This is a genomic window from Serratia sp. CY33525, from assembly GCF_052169115.1.
GTDB lineage: Bacteria > Pseudomonadota > Gammaproteobacteria > Enterobacterales > Enterobacteriaceae > Serratia > Serratia sarumanii.
The window spans coordinates 110,273-126,434 of the sequence record NZ_JBJNLK010000008.1; the positions used below are offsets into that span (position 1 = coordinate 110,273).

General features: G+C 61.1%; 13 protein-coding genes. 7 read left to right on the forward strand and 6 right to left on the reverse strand.

The features are described from left to right. Nucleotides 1-12: 12 nt before the first annotated feature. The 5 genes from ACJ8IM_RS18880 to yhfZ all read right to left on the reverse strand — a co-directional run bounded on the left by ACJ8IM_RS18880 (nt 13) and on the right by yhfZ (nt 4,711). Nucleotides 13-906 (reverse strand): phosphotriesterase-related protein, encoded by an 894-nt coding sequence (locus ACJ8IM_RS18880; RefSeq protein WP_033654454.1) that lies wholly within the window; start codon nt 904-906, stop codon nt 13-15. After that, on the reverse strand, nt 899-2,128 hold the full coding sequence (locus ACJ8IM_RS18885; RefSeq protein ID WP_033654453.1) for a phosphopentomutase: 1,230 nt from the start codon (nt 2,126-2,128) through the stop codon (nt 899-901). The genes ACJ8IM_RS18880 and ACJ8IM_RS18885 overlap by 8 nt, the downstream gene beginning before the upstream one ends. A 48-nt stretch (nt 2,129-2,176) precedes the next feature. Next, a complete protein-coding gene (locus tag ACJ8IM_RS18890) occupies nt 2,177-3,340 on the reverse strand; it encodes a YhfX family PLP-dependent enzyme (protein WP_033654452.1) in 1,164 nt (387 codons plus the stop codon). Between the two features lie 92 nt (nt 3,341-3,432). After that, nucleotides 3,433-3,789 (reverse strand): hypothetical protein, encoded by a 357-nt coding sequence (locus ACJ8IM_RS18895; RefSeq protein ID WP_033654451.1) that lies wholly within the window; start codon nt 3,787-3,789, stop codon nt 3,433-3,435. A gap of 10 nt (nt 3,790-3,799) precedes the next feature. Beyond that, nucleotides 3,800-4,711: a GntR family transcriptional regulator YhfZ gene (yhfZ, locus tag ACJ8IM_RS18900; RefSeq protein ID WP_033654450.1), complete on the reverse strand. Its 912-nt coding sequence runs from the start codon at nt 4,709-4,711 to the stop codon at nt 3,800-3,802. Nucleotides 4,712-4,935: 224 nt separating this feature from the next. On the opposite strand from yhfZ, the gene gntR reads away from it, so the two are divergent. The 3 genes from gntR to gntK all read left to right on the forward strand — a co-directional run bounded on the left by gntR (nt 4,936) and on the right by gntK (nt 8,218). Next, complete coding sequence (gene gntR / locus ACJ8IM_RS18905; protein WP_004930833.1) at nt 4,936-5,931, forward strand: gluconate operon transcriptional repressor GntR; 996 nt, start codon at nt 4,936-4,938, stop codon at nt 5,929-5,931. Between the two features lie 341 nt (nt 5,932-6,272). Next, entirely contained in the window at nt 6,273-7,589 is a 1,317-nt protein-coding gene (gene gntT / locus ACJ8IM_RS18910; protein ID WP_033636339.1) for a gluconate transporter, read from the forward strand. Between the two features lie 101 nt (nt 7,590-7,690). Further along, nucleotides 7,691-8,218 carry a gluconokinase gene (gntK, locus tag ACJ8IM_RS18915; RefSeq protein ID WP_033636338.1) on the forward strand — a complete coding sequence of 176 codons (528 nt, stop codon included), beginning with the start codon at nt 7,691-7,693 and terminating at the stop codon, nt 8,216-8,218. 30 nt (nt 8,219-8,248) lie between these two features. Here the strand turns inward: gntK and ACJ8IM_RS18920 are convergent, their stop codons facing one another. Then, nucleotides 8,249-8,842, reverse strand: a complete 594-nt coding sequence (locus ACJ8IM_RS18920; RefSeq protein ID WP_033654449.1) for a YhgN family NAAT transporter — start codon at nt 8,840-8,842, stop codon at nt 8,249-8,251. A gap of 193 nt (nt 8,843-9,035) precedes the next feature. On the opposite strand from ACJ8IM_RS18920, the gene asd reads away from it, so the two are divergent. From asd to glgC, 4 genes are all read left to right on the forward strand, one after another. Next, complete coding sequence (gene asd, locus ACJ8IM_RS18925) at nt 9,036-10,139, forward strand: aspartate-semialdehyde dehydrogenase (RefSeq protein ID WP_033636337.1); 1,104 nt, start codon at nt 9,036-9,038, stop codon at nt 10,137-10,139. A gap of 442 nt (nt 10,140-10,581) precedes the next feature. Further along, nucleotides 10,582-12,768 carry a 1,4-alpha-glucan branching protein GlgB gene (glgB, locus tag ACJ8IM_RS18930; protein WP_033654448.1) on the forward strand — a complete coding sequence of 729 codons (2,187 nt, stop codon included), beginning with the start codon at nt 10,582-10,584 and terminating at the stop codon, nt 12,766-12,768. Next, nucleotides 12,765-14,747 (forward strand): glycogen debranching protein GlgX, encoded by a 1,983-nt coding sequence (gene glgX, locus ACJ8IM_RS18935; RefSeq protein ID WP_033654447.1) that lies wholly within the window; start codon nt 12,765-12,767, stop codon nt 14,745-14,747. The genes glgB and glgX overlap by 4 nt, the downstream gene beginning before the upstream one ends. Nucleotides 14,748-14,762: 15 nt before the next feature. Beyond that, entirely contained in the window at nt 14,763-16,040 is a 1,278-nt protein-coding gene (gene glgC, locus ACJ8IM_RS18940; RefSeq protein WP_033636334.1) for a glucose-1-phosphate adenylyltransferase, read from the forward strand. Nucleotides 16,041-16,162 lie beyond the last annotated feature (122 nt).

A 16,162-nucleotide genomic window follows, 5' to 3' on the forward strand; every position in this document is an offset into this window, starting at 1 on the left:
GCTATCACCTTATTATTTGAAGAACCGATTTGGGTTGTGTTGCAGCATTGCGGTCACGGCTTGCTGACCGATCCCCGCCTCCAGCAACAGCGGAACGAAACTGTCCATGAGGTAGCTGAAGCCGGGGCCGCCGTTGCCGCGCAGATGCGAACGGCGCGTGATGTCCATCGACAGCATCACCCGCTCGAGCAGGCCGCGTTGCGACAGCGCGGTCAGCATCGCCACGCGTTTTTCATCCGGGTAGTAGCTGTTTTTGCCAATGGTGTCGAACTGCACCCACGCTCCCCGATCGATCAGGTGCAAGACAGTTTCCAGATTGTCTTTCAGATCGCAGTGGCCAATCACGATGCGGTCGGCCGGAACGCCGTAAGATTGCAGCAGGGCGAGCTGCTCCGGCCCCATGGTGCTGAAGCTGGTATGCGTGGAGATTGGCCGCCCCGTGGCGTGGTGAGCGAGGGCGGCGGCGTGGAACATTTTTGATTCGTCGGGCGTGATTCGGCCCTCGCTGCTGCCGATTTCGGCAATCACGCCAGCGCACAGGCCGCTGCCGTCGATGCCGCATTCAATTTCGGCAATCATTTCGGCGGCCAGCGTTTGCGCGTCTCGGGTGGCGACGTGTTCGGGATAGAAATCCTGTTGGTAGTAGCCGGTGGAGAGCAGCACGTTGATACCGGTGTCGCGCATCAGGCGCGCGATGAAGTGGACATCCCGCCCCATATAGCGGTTCGTTACCTCGACGATGTTGCGGACTCCCCGCGCCATCAACGCCTCCATTTCATCGCGCAGCAGAGCATAGCTGTCGAGGCGACAGTCATCGTTATGCTTAAACGGTGAAAGATCGATGTGCAGATGTTCATGCGCATAGGTGTAGCCGTCGGCGTTGAGCCATTCAATCTGATCAGCCATGAGAATTCCCCTGCAATAATGAGAAAAAAGAGGTGCCGTTCTGCGGTGCGGGAGCGCCGAAGGCGTCGCAAACGGAGGCGCCCACGTCGGACAGCGTGGCCCGATCTCCCAGCCGGACGCCAGTAACGCCCGGGCGCCAGACCAGCAGGGGCACGCACTCGCGCGTGTGCTGTGAATGCCCGATCGTCGGGTCGTTGCCATGATCGGCCATGACCACTAACGCGTCGTCCTTATCCAGCAGCGACATGAGATGCGCCAGATATCCGTCCACCAGTTGCAGGCGCTCCGCATAACGCGCCACATCCTGCGCATGCCCGGCCAGATCGGTTTCCTGAATGTTGGTGCAGATAAACCGCCGGCCCGGTCGTTGCGCTTCGCTCAGGGTCAGCGCCATGATTTGCGCGGAATCGACAATCCCGCCGAAGTTATCGCCGTCGGGATTGGCGACGATATCCGCCACTTTCCCTATCAGGGATGTCGGGATGCCTTGACGTTGCAGACAGGCGGGAACCTGTACGGCCTCATCGACGCCGTAACCCAAATGAACGACCCGGAAGCCTTGCCGGTAGACGCCCGAACGCGGGGCATCGATGCCGGCGTACATGTCTTGCCGGCTTTGCGCCGCTGCGGCGATGGCTTCGTTGCTGGTGCTTTCTCCGCCGAAGACAATGACGCGGCTCACGGGCGCGCATCGCCTAACGATGGCGCCGATTTTTCTGACCGTGTCGTAATCGATCAGGTTCAGATTGGCGGTCACGTTGTAGACCAGGCCGGGGTCGGTTTCAAGGTTATCGCCGACGGCCACGGCGTCGTTGACCCAAAGGTATGCCGTATTCGCCGTCACCGGGAGCCGCTGCACCCGGTAGCCCGCTTTCCGCAGGGCGCCAGCCGTTTTATCCATGATTTCGCCGAACGGCATTCTGAAGGGCTGTTTGGGCTGAGTTCCCATAATTTCCTGATGCCCCATGAACGAGTCGGCGCCTTCATGTTGCAGAGCCGCTTTGCCGACGTTTGCCTGCGGATTGGGCCTCATCACGTTGGCCCGGTATCCCAGCGCGTTGATCAGGCCCAATCTTTCCATTGCGGGCAGGCGCAGGTCGGGACATTGCTGCAAGATATGGCCGCAGGTATTGGCGCCTGCGTCGTTCGGCCTGACTTGCGGCACATCCTCCATGGCGCCGACGCCAAAGCTGTCGATCACCAGGACTACAAATTTGTTCATGCTGTGTTCCCCCCTGATATTGGCGGCTAAGACGCCGGCGGCGTTTGGCTATTGCCGCGAGACGATGGGATTGCCCAGGCTGTCGTAGAGCCCGGCCAGCGTTGGCCGGCCTGCGCTGATGCCCTGGATAAGCGCTACGTCGCTGCGGGTGACGAAGATCTGCGTGCGGAAACACATGATTACCGGGCTGCCAACCGCGAAATTGCCCTCCAGCCCCAGGTAGTAATCGATATTGTCCGATTGGAACGGCAGTGTCCGCGTCTCGCTGGGGGTATCCCCGGCGAAAACCAGCGCGTTTCGTAGGCGGCCGCGGCGGTAATAGCCGCCGCCGAAGCACAGGCTGTTCGATCCTGCGTTATGAGACACTTCCGACAGATACAGCATGGCGATGCGTTCCGGTTGATCGCCGTATTCATTGGCCGGAATGGTGCCGGTAAACGCGTGGCCAGGTTCAATATGCGTCGCGCCGCCGCGGGCAAGCGCAGGGATGGTGTTGCAGCTATTGGCCGACGGGGCGTTAACCTGCTCGATAGGAAAGCCCGCCGCGCGCAGCGTTTTCGCCGCGTTGACCAGCGTGGTAAAGTTCGGCGTGGTGAGGCTTTCGCCCGCCGTTGCCGACGCCAGGGCGCAAGGAAAATTCGTGACGCCGACGATCTCCACGCCGCCAAGCGCGGCGATGCGCGCCGCGACATCGACCAGCTCGTCAGGCAGGAAGCCGCCTTCCTGACCGGGGTAGACGATATCGCCGGTCTGGCATACTTTCAGCAGCAGGCGTTGCCGCATGCCGAGACGCCGGGCGCATTCGGCGATCCTGCGCGCTTTCTCAAATGAGAAAACCGTGATGACTTCCGGCCGGCATCGCAGCGCGCTTTCGATTTCCCCGTCCGGAATTTGCACTAAATGCCCCAGATGGCGAAGCGGCACGCCGTTATTGGCCAGGCATCGCGCCTCGCGGAAATCCACCGCTACCGCTCCGCTGAACCCCTGGTCGATAATTTGTTGGGTTAGCCAGGGATTACGGCCGAACTGCTTGCTCATCACATACGGCGTCACACGATATTCTTCCGCCGTTTGCAGAATGCGGCGCGCATTCTGTTTCACCATATCCACATCGATCACCCAGGTGTCCGGCGTGAGTTTGTGCTGGCGCAGCAGCCCGATCGACGCGTCAATCAGCGGCTGATTTTGTTTGCGTAGCGCATCTAAAAACATAGGGTTGGCAACTCCTTAAGACAGCGGTTTCCGGAACATCAGATTGGCCGTTGTTTAAATATTCATTTTTTTGAACATTTGTTGCGAAAAAATCAATGCCGCTGTTGGGGAGACAAGCCGAACAGGTTGGCCAAGAGATAACCTTCTTCGTTGGGATGCAGCCGTACGCTGAACTTTGCCAGCAGCCCATCATTCAGCCGCCGCAGGCGGGGCAGTTCACCCGATGCGGCGATCTCCTGCAGAAAATCCTCGCCCAGCGGTGCGATGATTTCGCCGCGCCGTGAACGCATCAGCGCGTTCGCCATATGCGCGATGGCCATCCATCCCTGTTCCTCGGGCAGCGGGCGCCCCCAGCGCGTTTCCAGATCGTCAATGACTTGCAACATGCCGCGGAAGATATCTTCATCTATCACTCCGGCCTGGCAAAGCAGCTTCATCTTCTCTTCCACAATCTCTCCTTCAATAGCTGGGCTCAATCTCTTCTGACACCACGGCGCGCTGATGCTGGCGAACCCGATGCGTATCGACAAAAGTATCCAGCAGTTTCCCGGTGCTTCGGTCATCGCTGCGGATTAAAATGGTAGCTTCCGTCGCCAGCACGACGCGTTGATCCCCTTCCAGGGGCACGGCCTCCAGCCCGTAGCGAGCCAACACCCGGCGGTTCTCGACGTTCCAGACGACGGCATCGATGGTGCCGTTTTCGAGCCGGCTCAGGCAGTCGTGGTAAGGAATTTCCACCCGTGCGACCGCCGCCGGGTCATAAATCATATCCGTCAGCAGCTTTTGGTCCATCGAGCGGCAGTCCACGCCGACTCTGCGCACCGCGCCGTGATCCCCGCGGCGGCGAATGATTTGATGCGATACCCAAGAATGCTCTCCAAGCGTCGCCGCGATCTTCACCCCGTTTTCCGGCCGGCTTACATACTCTTCGGCGGCCAGACGCGAGACGACCGCCAGGTCATAAATGCCATTGCGCAAACATTCCACGCGAATATCCGCTCCCCGCATATGTGCAAAGTAGAATGGTACGTCGGAAAACTCGCGCTTCAATCCGCTGGCGAGCCCCTCGTACTCGCGGGTATAGGGTAACGGCATGGCGCAAACAACGCGGGAAATGTTGGCGTAATCCAGCAGCGACCTATAGTCCACATGGGTTAAGAAGCTGCCGTTGCGCCCGCTGCGTTGTACGGTTATGCAGCCTGCGTTTTCCAGTGTCTTGAGCGCCGCCTGCATCAAACCGATGGACAGGGCGTTGTCGCGGGCCAGTTCGCCAATCGTTTTTAATCGCTCCCCCGATTGGCATCCCAGCAAGTACATCGCCAGACAGCTCAGCGATAACCCTTCTTTTTTTATAAATTGACTGCGGCTCATTTAAATATTCATTTAAGTGAAGATTTGTGTCAGGGATACACCAAAAGCGTGGAGAGATCCAAAAATTACGGCGAATGTGTGATGAAGTGCACGTAGCGGTTATCGGTTTCCGCTTGGCGCGGAGAATCTGTGAGTTCTGTTGGCCGTCGCATAACCGACAATATCGGCCCGCCGTTTTTTTTGCTAAAATGACTGCCCATTCACGGTTAGTCAGTTCATTGATAATGAAGAAAAAACGGCCGGTACTCCAGGATGTGGCGGACAAGGTGGGCGTGACCAAGATGACGGTGAGCCGTTATCTGCGCAATCCCGACCAGGTTTCTGCCGCCCTGCAGCAAAAAATCGCCGTCGCGCTGGATGAGTTGGGTTACATCCCCAACCGCGCGCCGGACATCCTCTCCAACGCCACCAGCCGGGCGATTGGCGTGCTGTTGCCGTCGCTGACCAACCAGGTGTTCGCCGAAGTGCTGCGCGGCATCGAAAGCGTCACCGACGCGCACAACTACCAGACCATGCTGGCGCACTATGGCTACCTGCCGGAGCGTGAAGAAGAGCGTCTGACTTCGCTGCTTTCTTACAATATCGACGGCCTGATCCTGTCTGAGCGCCATCACACGCCACGCACCCTGAAAATGATCGAGGTGGCGGGCATTCCGGTGGTGGAGCTGATGGACTGCGTCTCGCCGTGCATCGATCTGGCGGTGGGCTTCAACAACTTCGAGGCGGCGCGCCAGATGACCCAGCAGATCATCGCGCACGGCCACCGTCACGTGGTCTATTTCGGCGCCCGACAGGATGAACGTACCATCATCAAACAGCAGGGGTATGAGCAGGCGATGCGCGAATCCGGCCTGGAGCCGTACAGCATCATGACCGCACGCTCCTCCTCCTATTCCGCCGGCGGTGAGCTGCTGCGCCAGGCGCAGCGCGACTACCCGCAGATCGACAGTATCTTCTGCACCAACGATGACCTGGCGATCGGCGCGGCCTTCGAGTGCCAGCGGCAGGGGCTGTCGATCCCGCAGGACATGGCGATCGCCGGTTTCCACGGCCATGATATCGGCCAGGTGATGGTGCCGAAGCTGGCCAGCGTGCTGACACCGCGCGAACGCATGGGGCAGATCGGTGCCGAGCGCTTGCTGGCCCGGCTGCGCGGCGAAACGGTGTGCCCGCGCATGGTGGACGTCGGTTTCACCGTGATCCCCGGCGGCAGTATCTGAGCCATTTTAACGTTCTGTTTTAACACCCTTTCTTTTTGCAGCGCGCCCTGAGGCGCGCGGGTTATCCCGCCTGTAAGCCCGCCGCTCGTTGCCGGCATAAGTTTGATCTCTGTCCCAGAACGCGAATTTTAGCCGCTTACCCGGTTCCGGCGCTCATGTTGTTACCGGTATCATGATACCGGTAACAACGAGTGTGCGGTTATCTTGCTGCAAGACTGAACCTCTGACTCAACAACACCTACAGCTCTTCTTATAACACCGGGAAAGAGCCTAAAAATAAAACAACCGCACGCTTTACGCCTATCGTAAAGAGAGTCGCGATAAAAGGTTGGAGAAAAATTATGCCATTAGTGATTGTTGCAGGCGGCGTAGCGCTGCTGCTGCTGCTGATGATCCGCTTCAAGCTGAACGGCTTTATCTCTCTGGTGCTGGTTGCCCTGGCGGTCGGGATCGCACAGGGCATGCCGGTCGATAAAGTCATCGGCTCCATCAAGGCCGGCGTGGGCGGCACGTTGGGCAGCCTGGCGTTGATCATGGGCTTCGGCGCCATGCTCGGCAAGCTGCTGGCGGACTGCGGCGGCGCGCAGCGCATCGCCACCACGCTGATCGACAAGTTCGGCAGAAAACACATTCAATGGGCGGTGGTGCTGACCGGCTTCACCGTCGGCTTCGCGCTGTTCTACGAAGTGGGCTTCGTGCTGCTGCTGCCGCTGGTGTTCACCATCGCCGCTTCCGCGCGCATCCCGCTGCTGTACGTCGGCGTGCCGATGGCCGCCGCGCTGTCGGTGACCCACGGCTTCCTGCCGCCGCACCCGGGCCCGACCGCCATCGCCACCATCTTCCATGCCGATATGGGTAAAACCCTGCTGTACGGCACGCTGCTGGCGATCCCGACGGTGATCCTGGCCGGCCCGGTTTATGCCCGCTTCCTGAAAGGCATCGACAAGCCGGTGCCGGAAGGCCTGTACAACCCGAAAACCTTTACCGAAGCGGAGATGCCGAGCTTTGGCGTCAGCGTCGCCACGTCGCTGGTGCCGGTGATCCTGATGGCACTGCGCGCGGTCGCTGAAATGGTGTTGCCGAAGGGCCACAGCCTGCTGCGCTTCGCCGAGTTCTTCGGCGACCCGGTGATGGCGACCCTGATCGCCGTGCTGATCGCCATCTTCACCTTCGGCCTGAACCGCGGCCGCACCATGGATGAAGTGATGGGCACCATCACCGATTCGATTAAAATCATCGCCATGATGCTGTTGATCATCGGCGGCGGCGGCGCCTTCAAGCAGGTGCTGGTGGACAGCGGCGTCGAGCAGTACATCGCCGGCCTGATGGAAGGCAGCAACGTTTCGCCGATTCTGATGGCCTGGTCGATCGCCGCCGCGCTGCGTCTGGCGCTGGGTTCCGCCACAGTGGCGGCGATCACCGCCGGCGGCATCGTCGCCCCGCTGATCGCCACCACCGGCGTCAGCCCTGAGCTGATGGTGATTGCGGTCGGTTCCGGCAGCGTTATCTTCTCGCACGTTAACGATCCGGGCTTCTGGCTGTTCAAGGAGTACTTCAACCTGAGCATCATGGAAACCATCAAATCCTGGTCGGTGCTGGAAACCATCATCTCGGTGTGCGGCCTGGTGGGCTGCCTGCTGCTGGCGACGGTCGTATAATCTTTATCCGGCGCCCTGCGGGGCGTCGGCGTTCCAGAGTATCTTTATCAGTCGGGACGCATTTGGCGCGCTCGCGCCAGTTCCCATAAGGGCATGACACAATGAGTAATCCACAGAATCACGTATTTATCCTGATGGGCGTATCCGGCAGCGGCAAATCCGCCGTGGCCAGCGCCGTCGCCCACGAGGCCGATGCCGCCATGCTGGACGGCGATTACCTGCACCCGCGCGCCAACATCAACAAAATGGCCGCCGGGCACGCGCTGGACGACAACGATCGCGCCCCGTGGCTGGCGGCCTTGAACGACGCCATCTTCGCCATGCAACGCACCAATCCGGTGTCGCTGCTGGTGTGTTCGGCGCTGAAAAAAAGCTATCGCGACCGCCTGCGCGAAGGCAATCGCAACCTGCATTTCCTCTACCTGAAAGGAGACAAGACGGTGATTGAGGAGCGTCTGAAACAGCGCAAGGGCCACTTCTTCAAACCGCAGATGCTGGTTTCGCAGTTCGCCACGCTGGAAGAGCCGGGCGAGCAGGAGCCGGATGTGCAGGCGATCGACATCAACCAGCCGCTGGACGGCGTGGTCGCTGACACGCTCGCCTGCATCAACCGCATCACCGCCCGCTGAGCGCGGGCCGTCGTCGGCGCCGCCAGGCGCCTATAGCTTCATGTAAGCCCGTATGCCGTCCAGAAACATCTGGGTCGACAGCATCACCAGAATCAGCCCCATCAACCGTTCCAGCGCGCTAACGCCTTTGCTGCCCAGCAGGCGCAGGAACAGGTTCGACATCAGCAAAATGGCCGCAGAGAGGCCCCAGGCGATCAACAGCGCCGCCACCAGATGGGGCAGCTGGTGCGGATACTGGTGCGACAGCAGCATCAGCGCCGCCAGAATAGACGGCCCGGCCACCAGCGGGATCGCCAGCGGCACCAGGAAGGGTTCTTCGCCGGCGGACAGCCCGGAGCTGTTGCCCTCCTGCGTGGGGAAAATCATCTTGATGGCGATCAGAAACAGAATGATGCCGCCGGAAATGGAGACGGTTTCGGTGCGCAGGTTGAGGAACGCCAGAATTTTCTCGCCGGCGAACAGGAAGATCAGCATCAGCAGCAGGGCGATCAGTAGCTCGCGGATCAGCACTACCCGGCGGCGGCGCGGTTCCAGATGCTTGAGCACCGACATGAAAATCGGCAGGTTGCCCAGCGGATCCATAATTAAAAACAGCAATACCGTAGCGGAAATCATCTCTGTCATGGTGACCTCGTGATCGGGAAAACGCCTCGGCCTTTCCGGCCGCGTCCTTGCCTATAAGAAGGATTGCTGAGAAATCCCCAGCCATCGAATAAATTCACTTTGCGCCCGCGCCGACATTTTGTAAGGTGAGGAGATATTGCACACAACTCGTTATCACCTACATAAGCCCTTATCCGGGCGGGACACAGATATTATGAAAAACGTTGGTTTCATCGGTTGGCGCGGAATGGTCGGCTCGGTTCTCATGCAACGCATGACGGAAGAGCGCGATTTCGACGCCATTCGCCCGGTCTTCTTCTCCACCTCGCAGCACGGTTCCGCCGCGCCGGCCTTCGGCGGCCAGCAGGGCACGCTGCAGGATGCGTATGATATCGACGCGCTGAGCGCGCTCGATATCATTATTACCTGTCAGGGCGGCGATTATACCAACGAAGTTTATCCTAAGCTGCGCGCCAGCGGTTGGCAGGGGTACTGGATCGACGCGGCCTCTTCGCTGCGCATGCAGGACGACGCCATCATCATCCTGGATCCGGTCAACCACGCGGTGATTCAGCAGGGCCTGGACAACGGCATCAAAACCTTCGTCGGCGGCAACTGCACCGTCAGCCTGATGCTGATGTCGCTCGGCGGCCTGTTCGCCAACGATCTGGTGGAGTGGGCGTCGGTCGCCACTTATCAGGCGGCCTCCGGCGGCGGCGCGCGCCACATGCGCGAACTGCTGACCCAGATGGGCATGCTGCATGCCGACGTGGCGAAAGAGCTGCAGGATCCGGCTTCCGCCATTCTGGATATCGAGCGCAAGGTGACCGAGGCCACCCGCAGCGGCAAACTGCCGACCGATAACTTCGGCGTGCCGCTGGCCGGCAGCCTGATCCCGTGGATCGACAAGCAGCTCGACAACGGCCAGAGCCGCGAAGAGTGGAAAGGCCAGGCGGAAACCAACAAGATTCTGAACACCGGCAGCGTGATCCCGGTCGATGGCCTGTGCGTGCGCGTCGGCGCGCTGCGCTGCCACAGCCAGGCGTTCACCCTGAAGCTGAAAAAAGACGTGTCGCTGCCGGAAATCGAGCAGATGCTGGCGACGCACAACGACTGGGTGCGCGTGATCCCGAACGACCGTGAGCTGACCATGCGCGAACTGACGCCGGCGGCGGTGACCGGCACGCTGAATACGCCGGTCGGCCGTCTGCGCAAGCTGAATATGGGGCCGGAGTACCTGTCGGCGTTCACCGTGGGCGACCAGCTGCTGTGGGGCGCGGCCGAGCCGCTGCGCCGCATGCTGCGTATTCTGCTGTAAACCCGCACTTCCTGGGGGCTGGCTACTTTCAGCCCCCTAAAGCCTTATTTTCCGCTTTTTTGTTTGCCGCGTCCGCGTCGGGCAACGTCATCGCAAGCCCTGCTTCAATGAGCTGTACCCCGCATATCTCCTCGTCGGCCGCCGCATGCCGGCGCCGCCAGGCTGGCAGTTTTCTTAATGAAGAATTTTCCTGAGCAATGCTGAGCAGTTTTTAACAGACATTGGCTATGCTTAACGCATGGGCGAACAATTTTTCACCATGACTGAAATATTTCTAAAAATAAGCATAAAGAGCGAAATTCAGGTCGGCAGAGTAAAGATTGGTCAATAACCGACCGCAATCACGCTTTGGATACCGAATGCATTGCATGATGACCAAAACGGCCAAGGAATAACCAACAAGCCGTGCTTAGATCATGCTGTTAATCTAAGGAAGAAGACTATGCCTGTACTTCCCGATCGTGACGTGATTGATCAGATCATCTCCGGCCATTACGCCGACCCCTTTGCTCTGCTTGGCATGCATGCGACCGATAACGGTCTGCAGGTGCGCGCGCTGCTGCCGGACGCTGGCGCAGTCTGGCTGGTGGAACAGCAAACCGGCCGGCGGCTGGTGCAGTTGAACTGCGACGATCCGCGCGGCTTCTTCAGCGCCGTGGTGCCGCGGCGCAAAAATCCTTTCCGCTATCAGCTGCAGGTCAGCTGGCGCGATCATCAACAGACCATCGACGATCCCTATCGGTTCGGCCCGCTGCTGCAGGACATCGACAGCTGGCTATTGGCCGAGGGCACGCACCTGCGCCCCTATGAACGCCTGGGGGCTCACCTCGCCACGTTGGATGACGTCGACGGCGTCAGCTTTGCCGTTTGGGCGCCCAACGCCCAGCGCGTCTCGGTGGTGGGGGTGTTCAACTTCTGGGACGGCCGCCGCCATCCGATGCGTCTGCGGCGTGAAAACGGCATCTGGGAGCTGTTCCTGCCCGGCGTGCGGGCCGGTCAGCTGTACAAATATGAAATCGTCGATTGCTACGGCAATACCCAGCTGAAAGCCGATCCTTACGCCTTCGAGGCGCAGATGCGCCCGGACACCGCCTCGCTGGTGGCGCCGCTGCCGGAGGTGGTGCCGTCGACGCAGGCGCGCCGCCGCGCCAACGATTTTGACCAGCCGATCGCCATCTACGAGGTGCATCTCGGCTCATGGCGCCGCCACACCGACAACCATTTCTGGCTCAGCTACGGCGAGCTGGCGGTGCAGCTTATCGACTATGTGAAGGACATGGGATTCACCCATATCGAGCTGCTGCCGATCAACGAGCACCCGTTCGACGGCAGCTGGGGCTACCAGCCGCTGGGGCTGTATGCGCCGACCCGGCGCTTCGGCACGCCGGCCGATTTCCGGGCGTTCGTGGCGGCGGCGCATGAGGCGGGCATCAACGTGATCCTCGACTGGGTGCCGGGGCATTTCCCGAGCGACGCCTACGGCCTGGCGAATTTTGACGGCACCGCGCTGTATGAATACGCCGATCCGCGCGAAGGCTACCACCAGGACTGGAATACGCTGATCTACAACTACGGCCGCCACGAGGTGCGCAACTACCTGGCGGGCAACGCGCTGTATTGGCTGGAGCGTTTCGGTATCGATGCGCTGCGGGTCGATGCGGTGGCGTCGATGATCTATCGCGACTACAGCCGCGCCGACGGCGAGTGGGTGCCGAATTACTACGGCGGCAACGAGAACCTGGAGGCGATCGCCTTCCTGCGTTATACCAACCAGACCATCGGCCAGGCGCAGCCGGGCGCGGTGACATTGGCGGAGGAGTCCACCGACTATCCCGGCGTCACCCTGCCGCCGGACGCCAACGGCCTGGGATTCCACTACAAGTGGAACCTCGGCTGGATGCACGACACGCTCAATTACATGAAGTGCGATCCGGTGCACCGCAAGTATCACCACAACCAGATGACCTTCGGGATGCTGTATGCCTATACCGAGAACTTCGTGTTGCCTATCTCGCACGATGAAGTGGTGCACGGCAAAAAATCGATCCTCGACCGCATGCCGGGCGACGCCTGGCAAAAGTTCGCCAACCTGCGCGCCTATTACGGGTTTATGTGGGCGCATCCGGGCAAAAAGCTGCTGTTTATGGGCTGCGAGTTCGCGCAGGGGCGCGAGTGGAATTTCGATACCAGCCTCGACTGGCATTTGCTGGAGGGGCTGGATAACTGGCACAACGGCGTGCAGCGGCTGGTACGCGATCTGAACCACTGCTACCGGCAGCAGGCGCCGCTGTATGAGCGCGACTACCGCCCGGACGGCTTCGAGTGGCTGGTGGTCGACGATCACGACAACTCGGTGTTCGCGTTCGCGCGCTACGATTCGCAGGGCAATGAGCTGATCGCCATCAGCAACTTTACCCCGGTGCCGCGCTACCGCTACCGCATCGGCCTCTCACGCGCCGGCGACTATCGCGAGATCCTCAATACCGATTCGCACCACTATCACGGCAGCAACGCCGGCAATCAGGGGCGGGTCTCTTCCGAAGCGGTCGGCAGCCACGGCCGCGACTTTTCCATCTGCGTGACGCTGCCGCCGCTGGCGACCATTTATCTGCTGCGGGAGGCGCCATGACGGAGCTGACGGCCGGCCTCGCCGCGCCGCTGGGCGCGCATTACGACGGCGAAGGCATCAACTTTACCCTGTACTCGGCGCACGCCGAGCGGGTGGAGCTGTGCCTGTTCGACGGCCAGCAACGCGAAGTGCGCCTGCCGCTGCCGGCGCGCAGCGGCGATATCTGGCATGGCTATTTGCCGGGCGGCAGGCCGGGGCAACGTTACGGTTACCGGGTCTACGGCCCGTTCGACCCGGCGAACGGGCAGCGTTTCAACCCCAACAAGCTGGCGCTCGATCCGGCCGCGCGCGCGGTGGAGGGGCCGGTGGCGGATCACCCGCACCTGCACGGCGGTTACGAACAGCCTGATCCGCACGACAGCGCCGAGCTGATGCCGAAATGCGTGGTGGTGGACGAACAGTACGACTGGCAGGACGATCGCCCGCCCGCCACGCCCTGGGGGCAGACGGTGATTTACGAAGCGCACGTGCGCGGCCTGACGCTGCTGCACCCGAAGATCCCGCCGGCGCTGCGCGGCAGTTTCGCCGCGCTGGGGCACCCGGTGATGATCGCCCACTTCAAACGCCTCGGCATCACCGCGCTGGAACTGCTGCCGGTGCAGCAACATACCTCCGAACCGCGGCTGCAGCGGCTGGGGCTGATCAACTACTGGGGCTATAACGTGCTGGCGCCCTATGCGCCGGACAACCGCTACGCCAGCCTGAGCACCGACGGCACGCCGCTGAACGAATTTCGCGATGCGGTCAAGGCGCTGCACCAAGCCGGCATCGAGGTGATCCTCGACGTGGTGTTCAACCACAGCGCCGAGCTGGATAGGGACGGGCCGATGCTGTCGCTGAGCGGCATCGATAACCAGAGCTACTACTGGCTGACGCCGGAAGGTGACTACGTCAACGACACCGGCTGCGGCAACACCCTGCGGCTCGATCAGCCGCAGGGCGTGGCCTGGGTGATGGATTGCCTGCGTTTTTGGGTACGGGAGTGCCACGTCGACGGTTTCCGCTTCGATCTGGGCAGCGTGCTCGGCCGCACGCCGGGATTCGATCGCGATGCGCCGCTGTTCCAGGCGATGCTGGCGGACGATGTGCTGTCGCGCTGCAAGCTGATCGCCGAACCCTGGGACGTTGGCCCCGGCGGCTATCAGGTGGGGGCGTTCCCCGGCCGCTTCGCCGAATGGAACGACCATTATCGCGACGACATGCGCCGTTTCTGGCTGCAGAGCGGCGTGTCGCTCGGCCAGTTCGCCCGGCGTTTCGCCGCCTCCAGCGATCTGTACAACCAGCGCGGGCGGGCGCCTTACGCCACCGTCAACATGCTGACCGCCCATGACGGTTTTACCCTGCAGGACGTGGTCAGCTTCAACGAGAAACACAACCAGCCGAACGGCGAAGGCAACCGTGACGGCAGCGATCGCAATTTCAGCAACAACCACGGCGTGGAAGGCCTGGTCGCCGACGACGCCATTGTGCAACGCCGCAGGGCCAGCCAGCGGGCGATGCTCGCCACGCTGTTGCTGTCCCAGGGAACGCCGATGCTGCTAGCCGGCGATGAACAGGGACACAGCCAGCAGGGGAACAACAACGCCTATTGTCAGGACAACGCCACCACCTGGCTCGATTGGGCCACGGCGGATGACGCGTTGACCGATTACGTCGCGGCGCTGATCGCGCTGCGCCGCCAGATCCCCGCGTTGCAACAGGACCGCTGGTGGCAGCAGGACGACGGCAACGTGCAGTGGCTGAATGCGCAAGGGCAGCCGCTCGACGCGCAGCAGTGGGAGCAAGGCGATCTGCTCATGCAGATCCTGCTGTCGCAGCGCTGGCTGCTGCTGGTCAACGCCACGCCGCAAACGGTGGAGATGAGGTTGCCGGAAGGCGATTGGCAGGTTGTCGCCCCGTTCACTCAGGAAGACTCACGGGCGGTGTTACCCGCCTGGCACCAGGCCGCGCGCTCGCTTTGCGTTCTGGTACGGAAATAATAAAAGGAGTCCGCTATGGTTAGGTTTGAAAATAAAGACCCCCTGATGTTGGCGCGCCAGCTGCCGATTAAATCCGTAGCGCTGATCCTGGCCGGCGGCCGCGGCTCGCGCCTGAAAGATTTGACCTCCACCCGCGCCAAGCCCGCCGTCCACTTTGGCGGCAAGTTCCGCATCATCGATTTCGCCCTGTCGAACTGCCTGAACTCCGGCATTCGCCGCATCGGCGTGATCACCCAATACCAGTCGCACACGCTGGTGCAGCACATTCAGCGCGGCTGGTCGTTTCTCAACGAGGAGATGAACGAGTTCGTCGATCTGCTGCCGGCCCAGCAGCGCCTCAGCACCGAGCATTGGTACAAAGGCACCGCCGACGCGGTGTATCAGAACCTGGACATCATTCGCCGCTATGAGGCCGAATACGTGGTGATCCTGGCGGGCGACCATATCTACAAGATGGATTACTCGCGCATGCTGATAGACCACGTCGAGAAGGGCGCCCAGTGCACCGTGGCCTGCCTGCCGGTGCCGCGCAGCGAAGCCGGCGAATTCGGCGTAATGAAAGTGGATGAAAGCGACCGCATCATCGAGTTTCTGGAGAAACCCGCCAACCCGCCGGCGATGCCGGGCAACCCGGATATGTCGCTGGCCAGCATGGGCATCTATATTTTTAATGCCGCCTACCTTTTCCAACTGCTGGAAGAGGATATGTCGACCCCCGGCTCCAGCCACGATTTCGGCAAGGATCTGATCCCGAAAATCACCGCGCAGCAGGCGGCGTGGGCGCATCCGTTTACCTTGTCCTGCGTGACCTCCAACCCCGATCTGCCGCCGTACTGGCGCGATGTGGGCACGCTGGACGCCTACTGGCGCGCCAACCTCGATCTGGCGTCGGTGACGCCGGAGCTGGACATGTACGACCGCGCCTGGCCGATCCGCACCCACATGGAGCCGCTGCCGCCGGCCAAGTTCGTGCAGGATCGCTCCGGCAGCCACGGCATGACCATGAACTCGCTGGTGTCCGGCGGCTGTATCGTCTCGGGCTCGGTGGTGGTGCATTCGGTGCTGTTCCCGCGCGTGCGAGTGAACTCGTTCTGCACCATCGACTCTACCGTATTGTTGCCGGACGTGAACGTCGGCCGTTCCTGCCGCCTGCGGCGCTGCATCATCGACCGCGCCTGCCACATTCCGGAAGGCATGGTGATCGGGGAAAACGCCGATGAGGACAGCAAGCGTTTTTATCGCTCGGAAGGCGGCATCGTGCTGGTGACGCGCGAAATGTTGTCAAAATTGTGAGTTAACGTGGGCGGCAGAACGATAGCCTGCCGCCTGATGAACGGTTCGATGGCTTGCGCAACGCGGCACGCATAACAGCGGCAAGCCTGCTTTATTTCTTATCCAGAGGCCTTCGGCCGACT

Excerpts from the sequence above, each read along its gene's own strand:
- ACJ8IM_RS18880 (WP_033654454.1), bottom strand. The coding sequence starts at position 906 with ATGGCTGATCAGATTGAATGGCTCAACGCCGACGGCTACACCTATGCG.
- asd (WP_033636337.1), top strand. The coding sequence starts at position 9,036 with ATGAAAAACGTTGGTTTCATCGGTTGGCGCGGAATGGTCGGCTCGGTT.
- gntK (WP_033636338.1), top strand. The coding sequence starts at position 7,691 with ATGAGTAATCCACAGAATCACGTATTTATCCTGATGGGCGTATCCGGC.
- ACJ8IM_RS18885 (WP_033654453.1), bottom strand. The coding sequence starts at position 2,128 with ATGAACAAATTTGTAGTCCTGGTGATCGACAGCTTTGGCGTCGGCGCC.
- glgX (WP_033654447.1), top strand. The coding sequence starts at position 12,765 with ATGACGGAGCTGACGGCCGGCCTCGCCGCGCCGCTGGGCGCGCATTAC.
- ACJ8IM_RS18920 (WP_033654449.1), bottom strand. The coding sequence starts at position 8,842 with ATGACAGAGATGATTTCCGCTACGGTATTGCTGTTTTTAATTATGGAT.
- glgB (WP_033654448.1), top strand. The coding sequence starts at position 10,582 with ATGCCTGTACTTCCCGATCGTGACGTGATTGATCAGATCATCTCCGGC.
- glgC (WP_033636334.1), top strand. The coding sequence starts at position 14,763 with ATGGTTAGGTTTGAAAATAAAGACCCCCTGATGTTGGCGCGCCAGCTG.
- ACJ8IM_RS18890 (WP_033654452.1), bottom strand. The coding sequence starts at position 3,340 with ATGTTTTTAGATGCGCTACGCAAACAAAATCAGCCGCTGATTGACGCG.
- gntR (WP_004930833.1), top strand. The coding sequence starts at position 4,936 with ATGAAGAAAAAACGGCCGGTACTCCAGGATGTGGCGGACAAGGTGGGC.
- yhfZ (WP_033654450.1), bottom strand. The coding sequence starts at position 4,711 with ATGAGCCGCAGTCAATTTATAAAAAAAGAAGGGTTATCGCTGAGCTGT.
- gntT (WP_033636339.1), top strand. The coding sequence starts at position 6,273 with ATGCCATTAGTGATTGTTGCAGGCGGCGTAGCGCTGCTGCTGCTGCTG.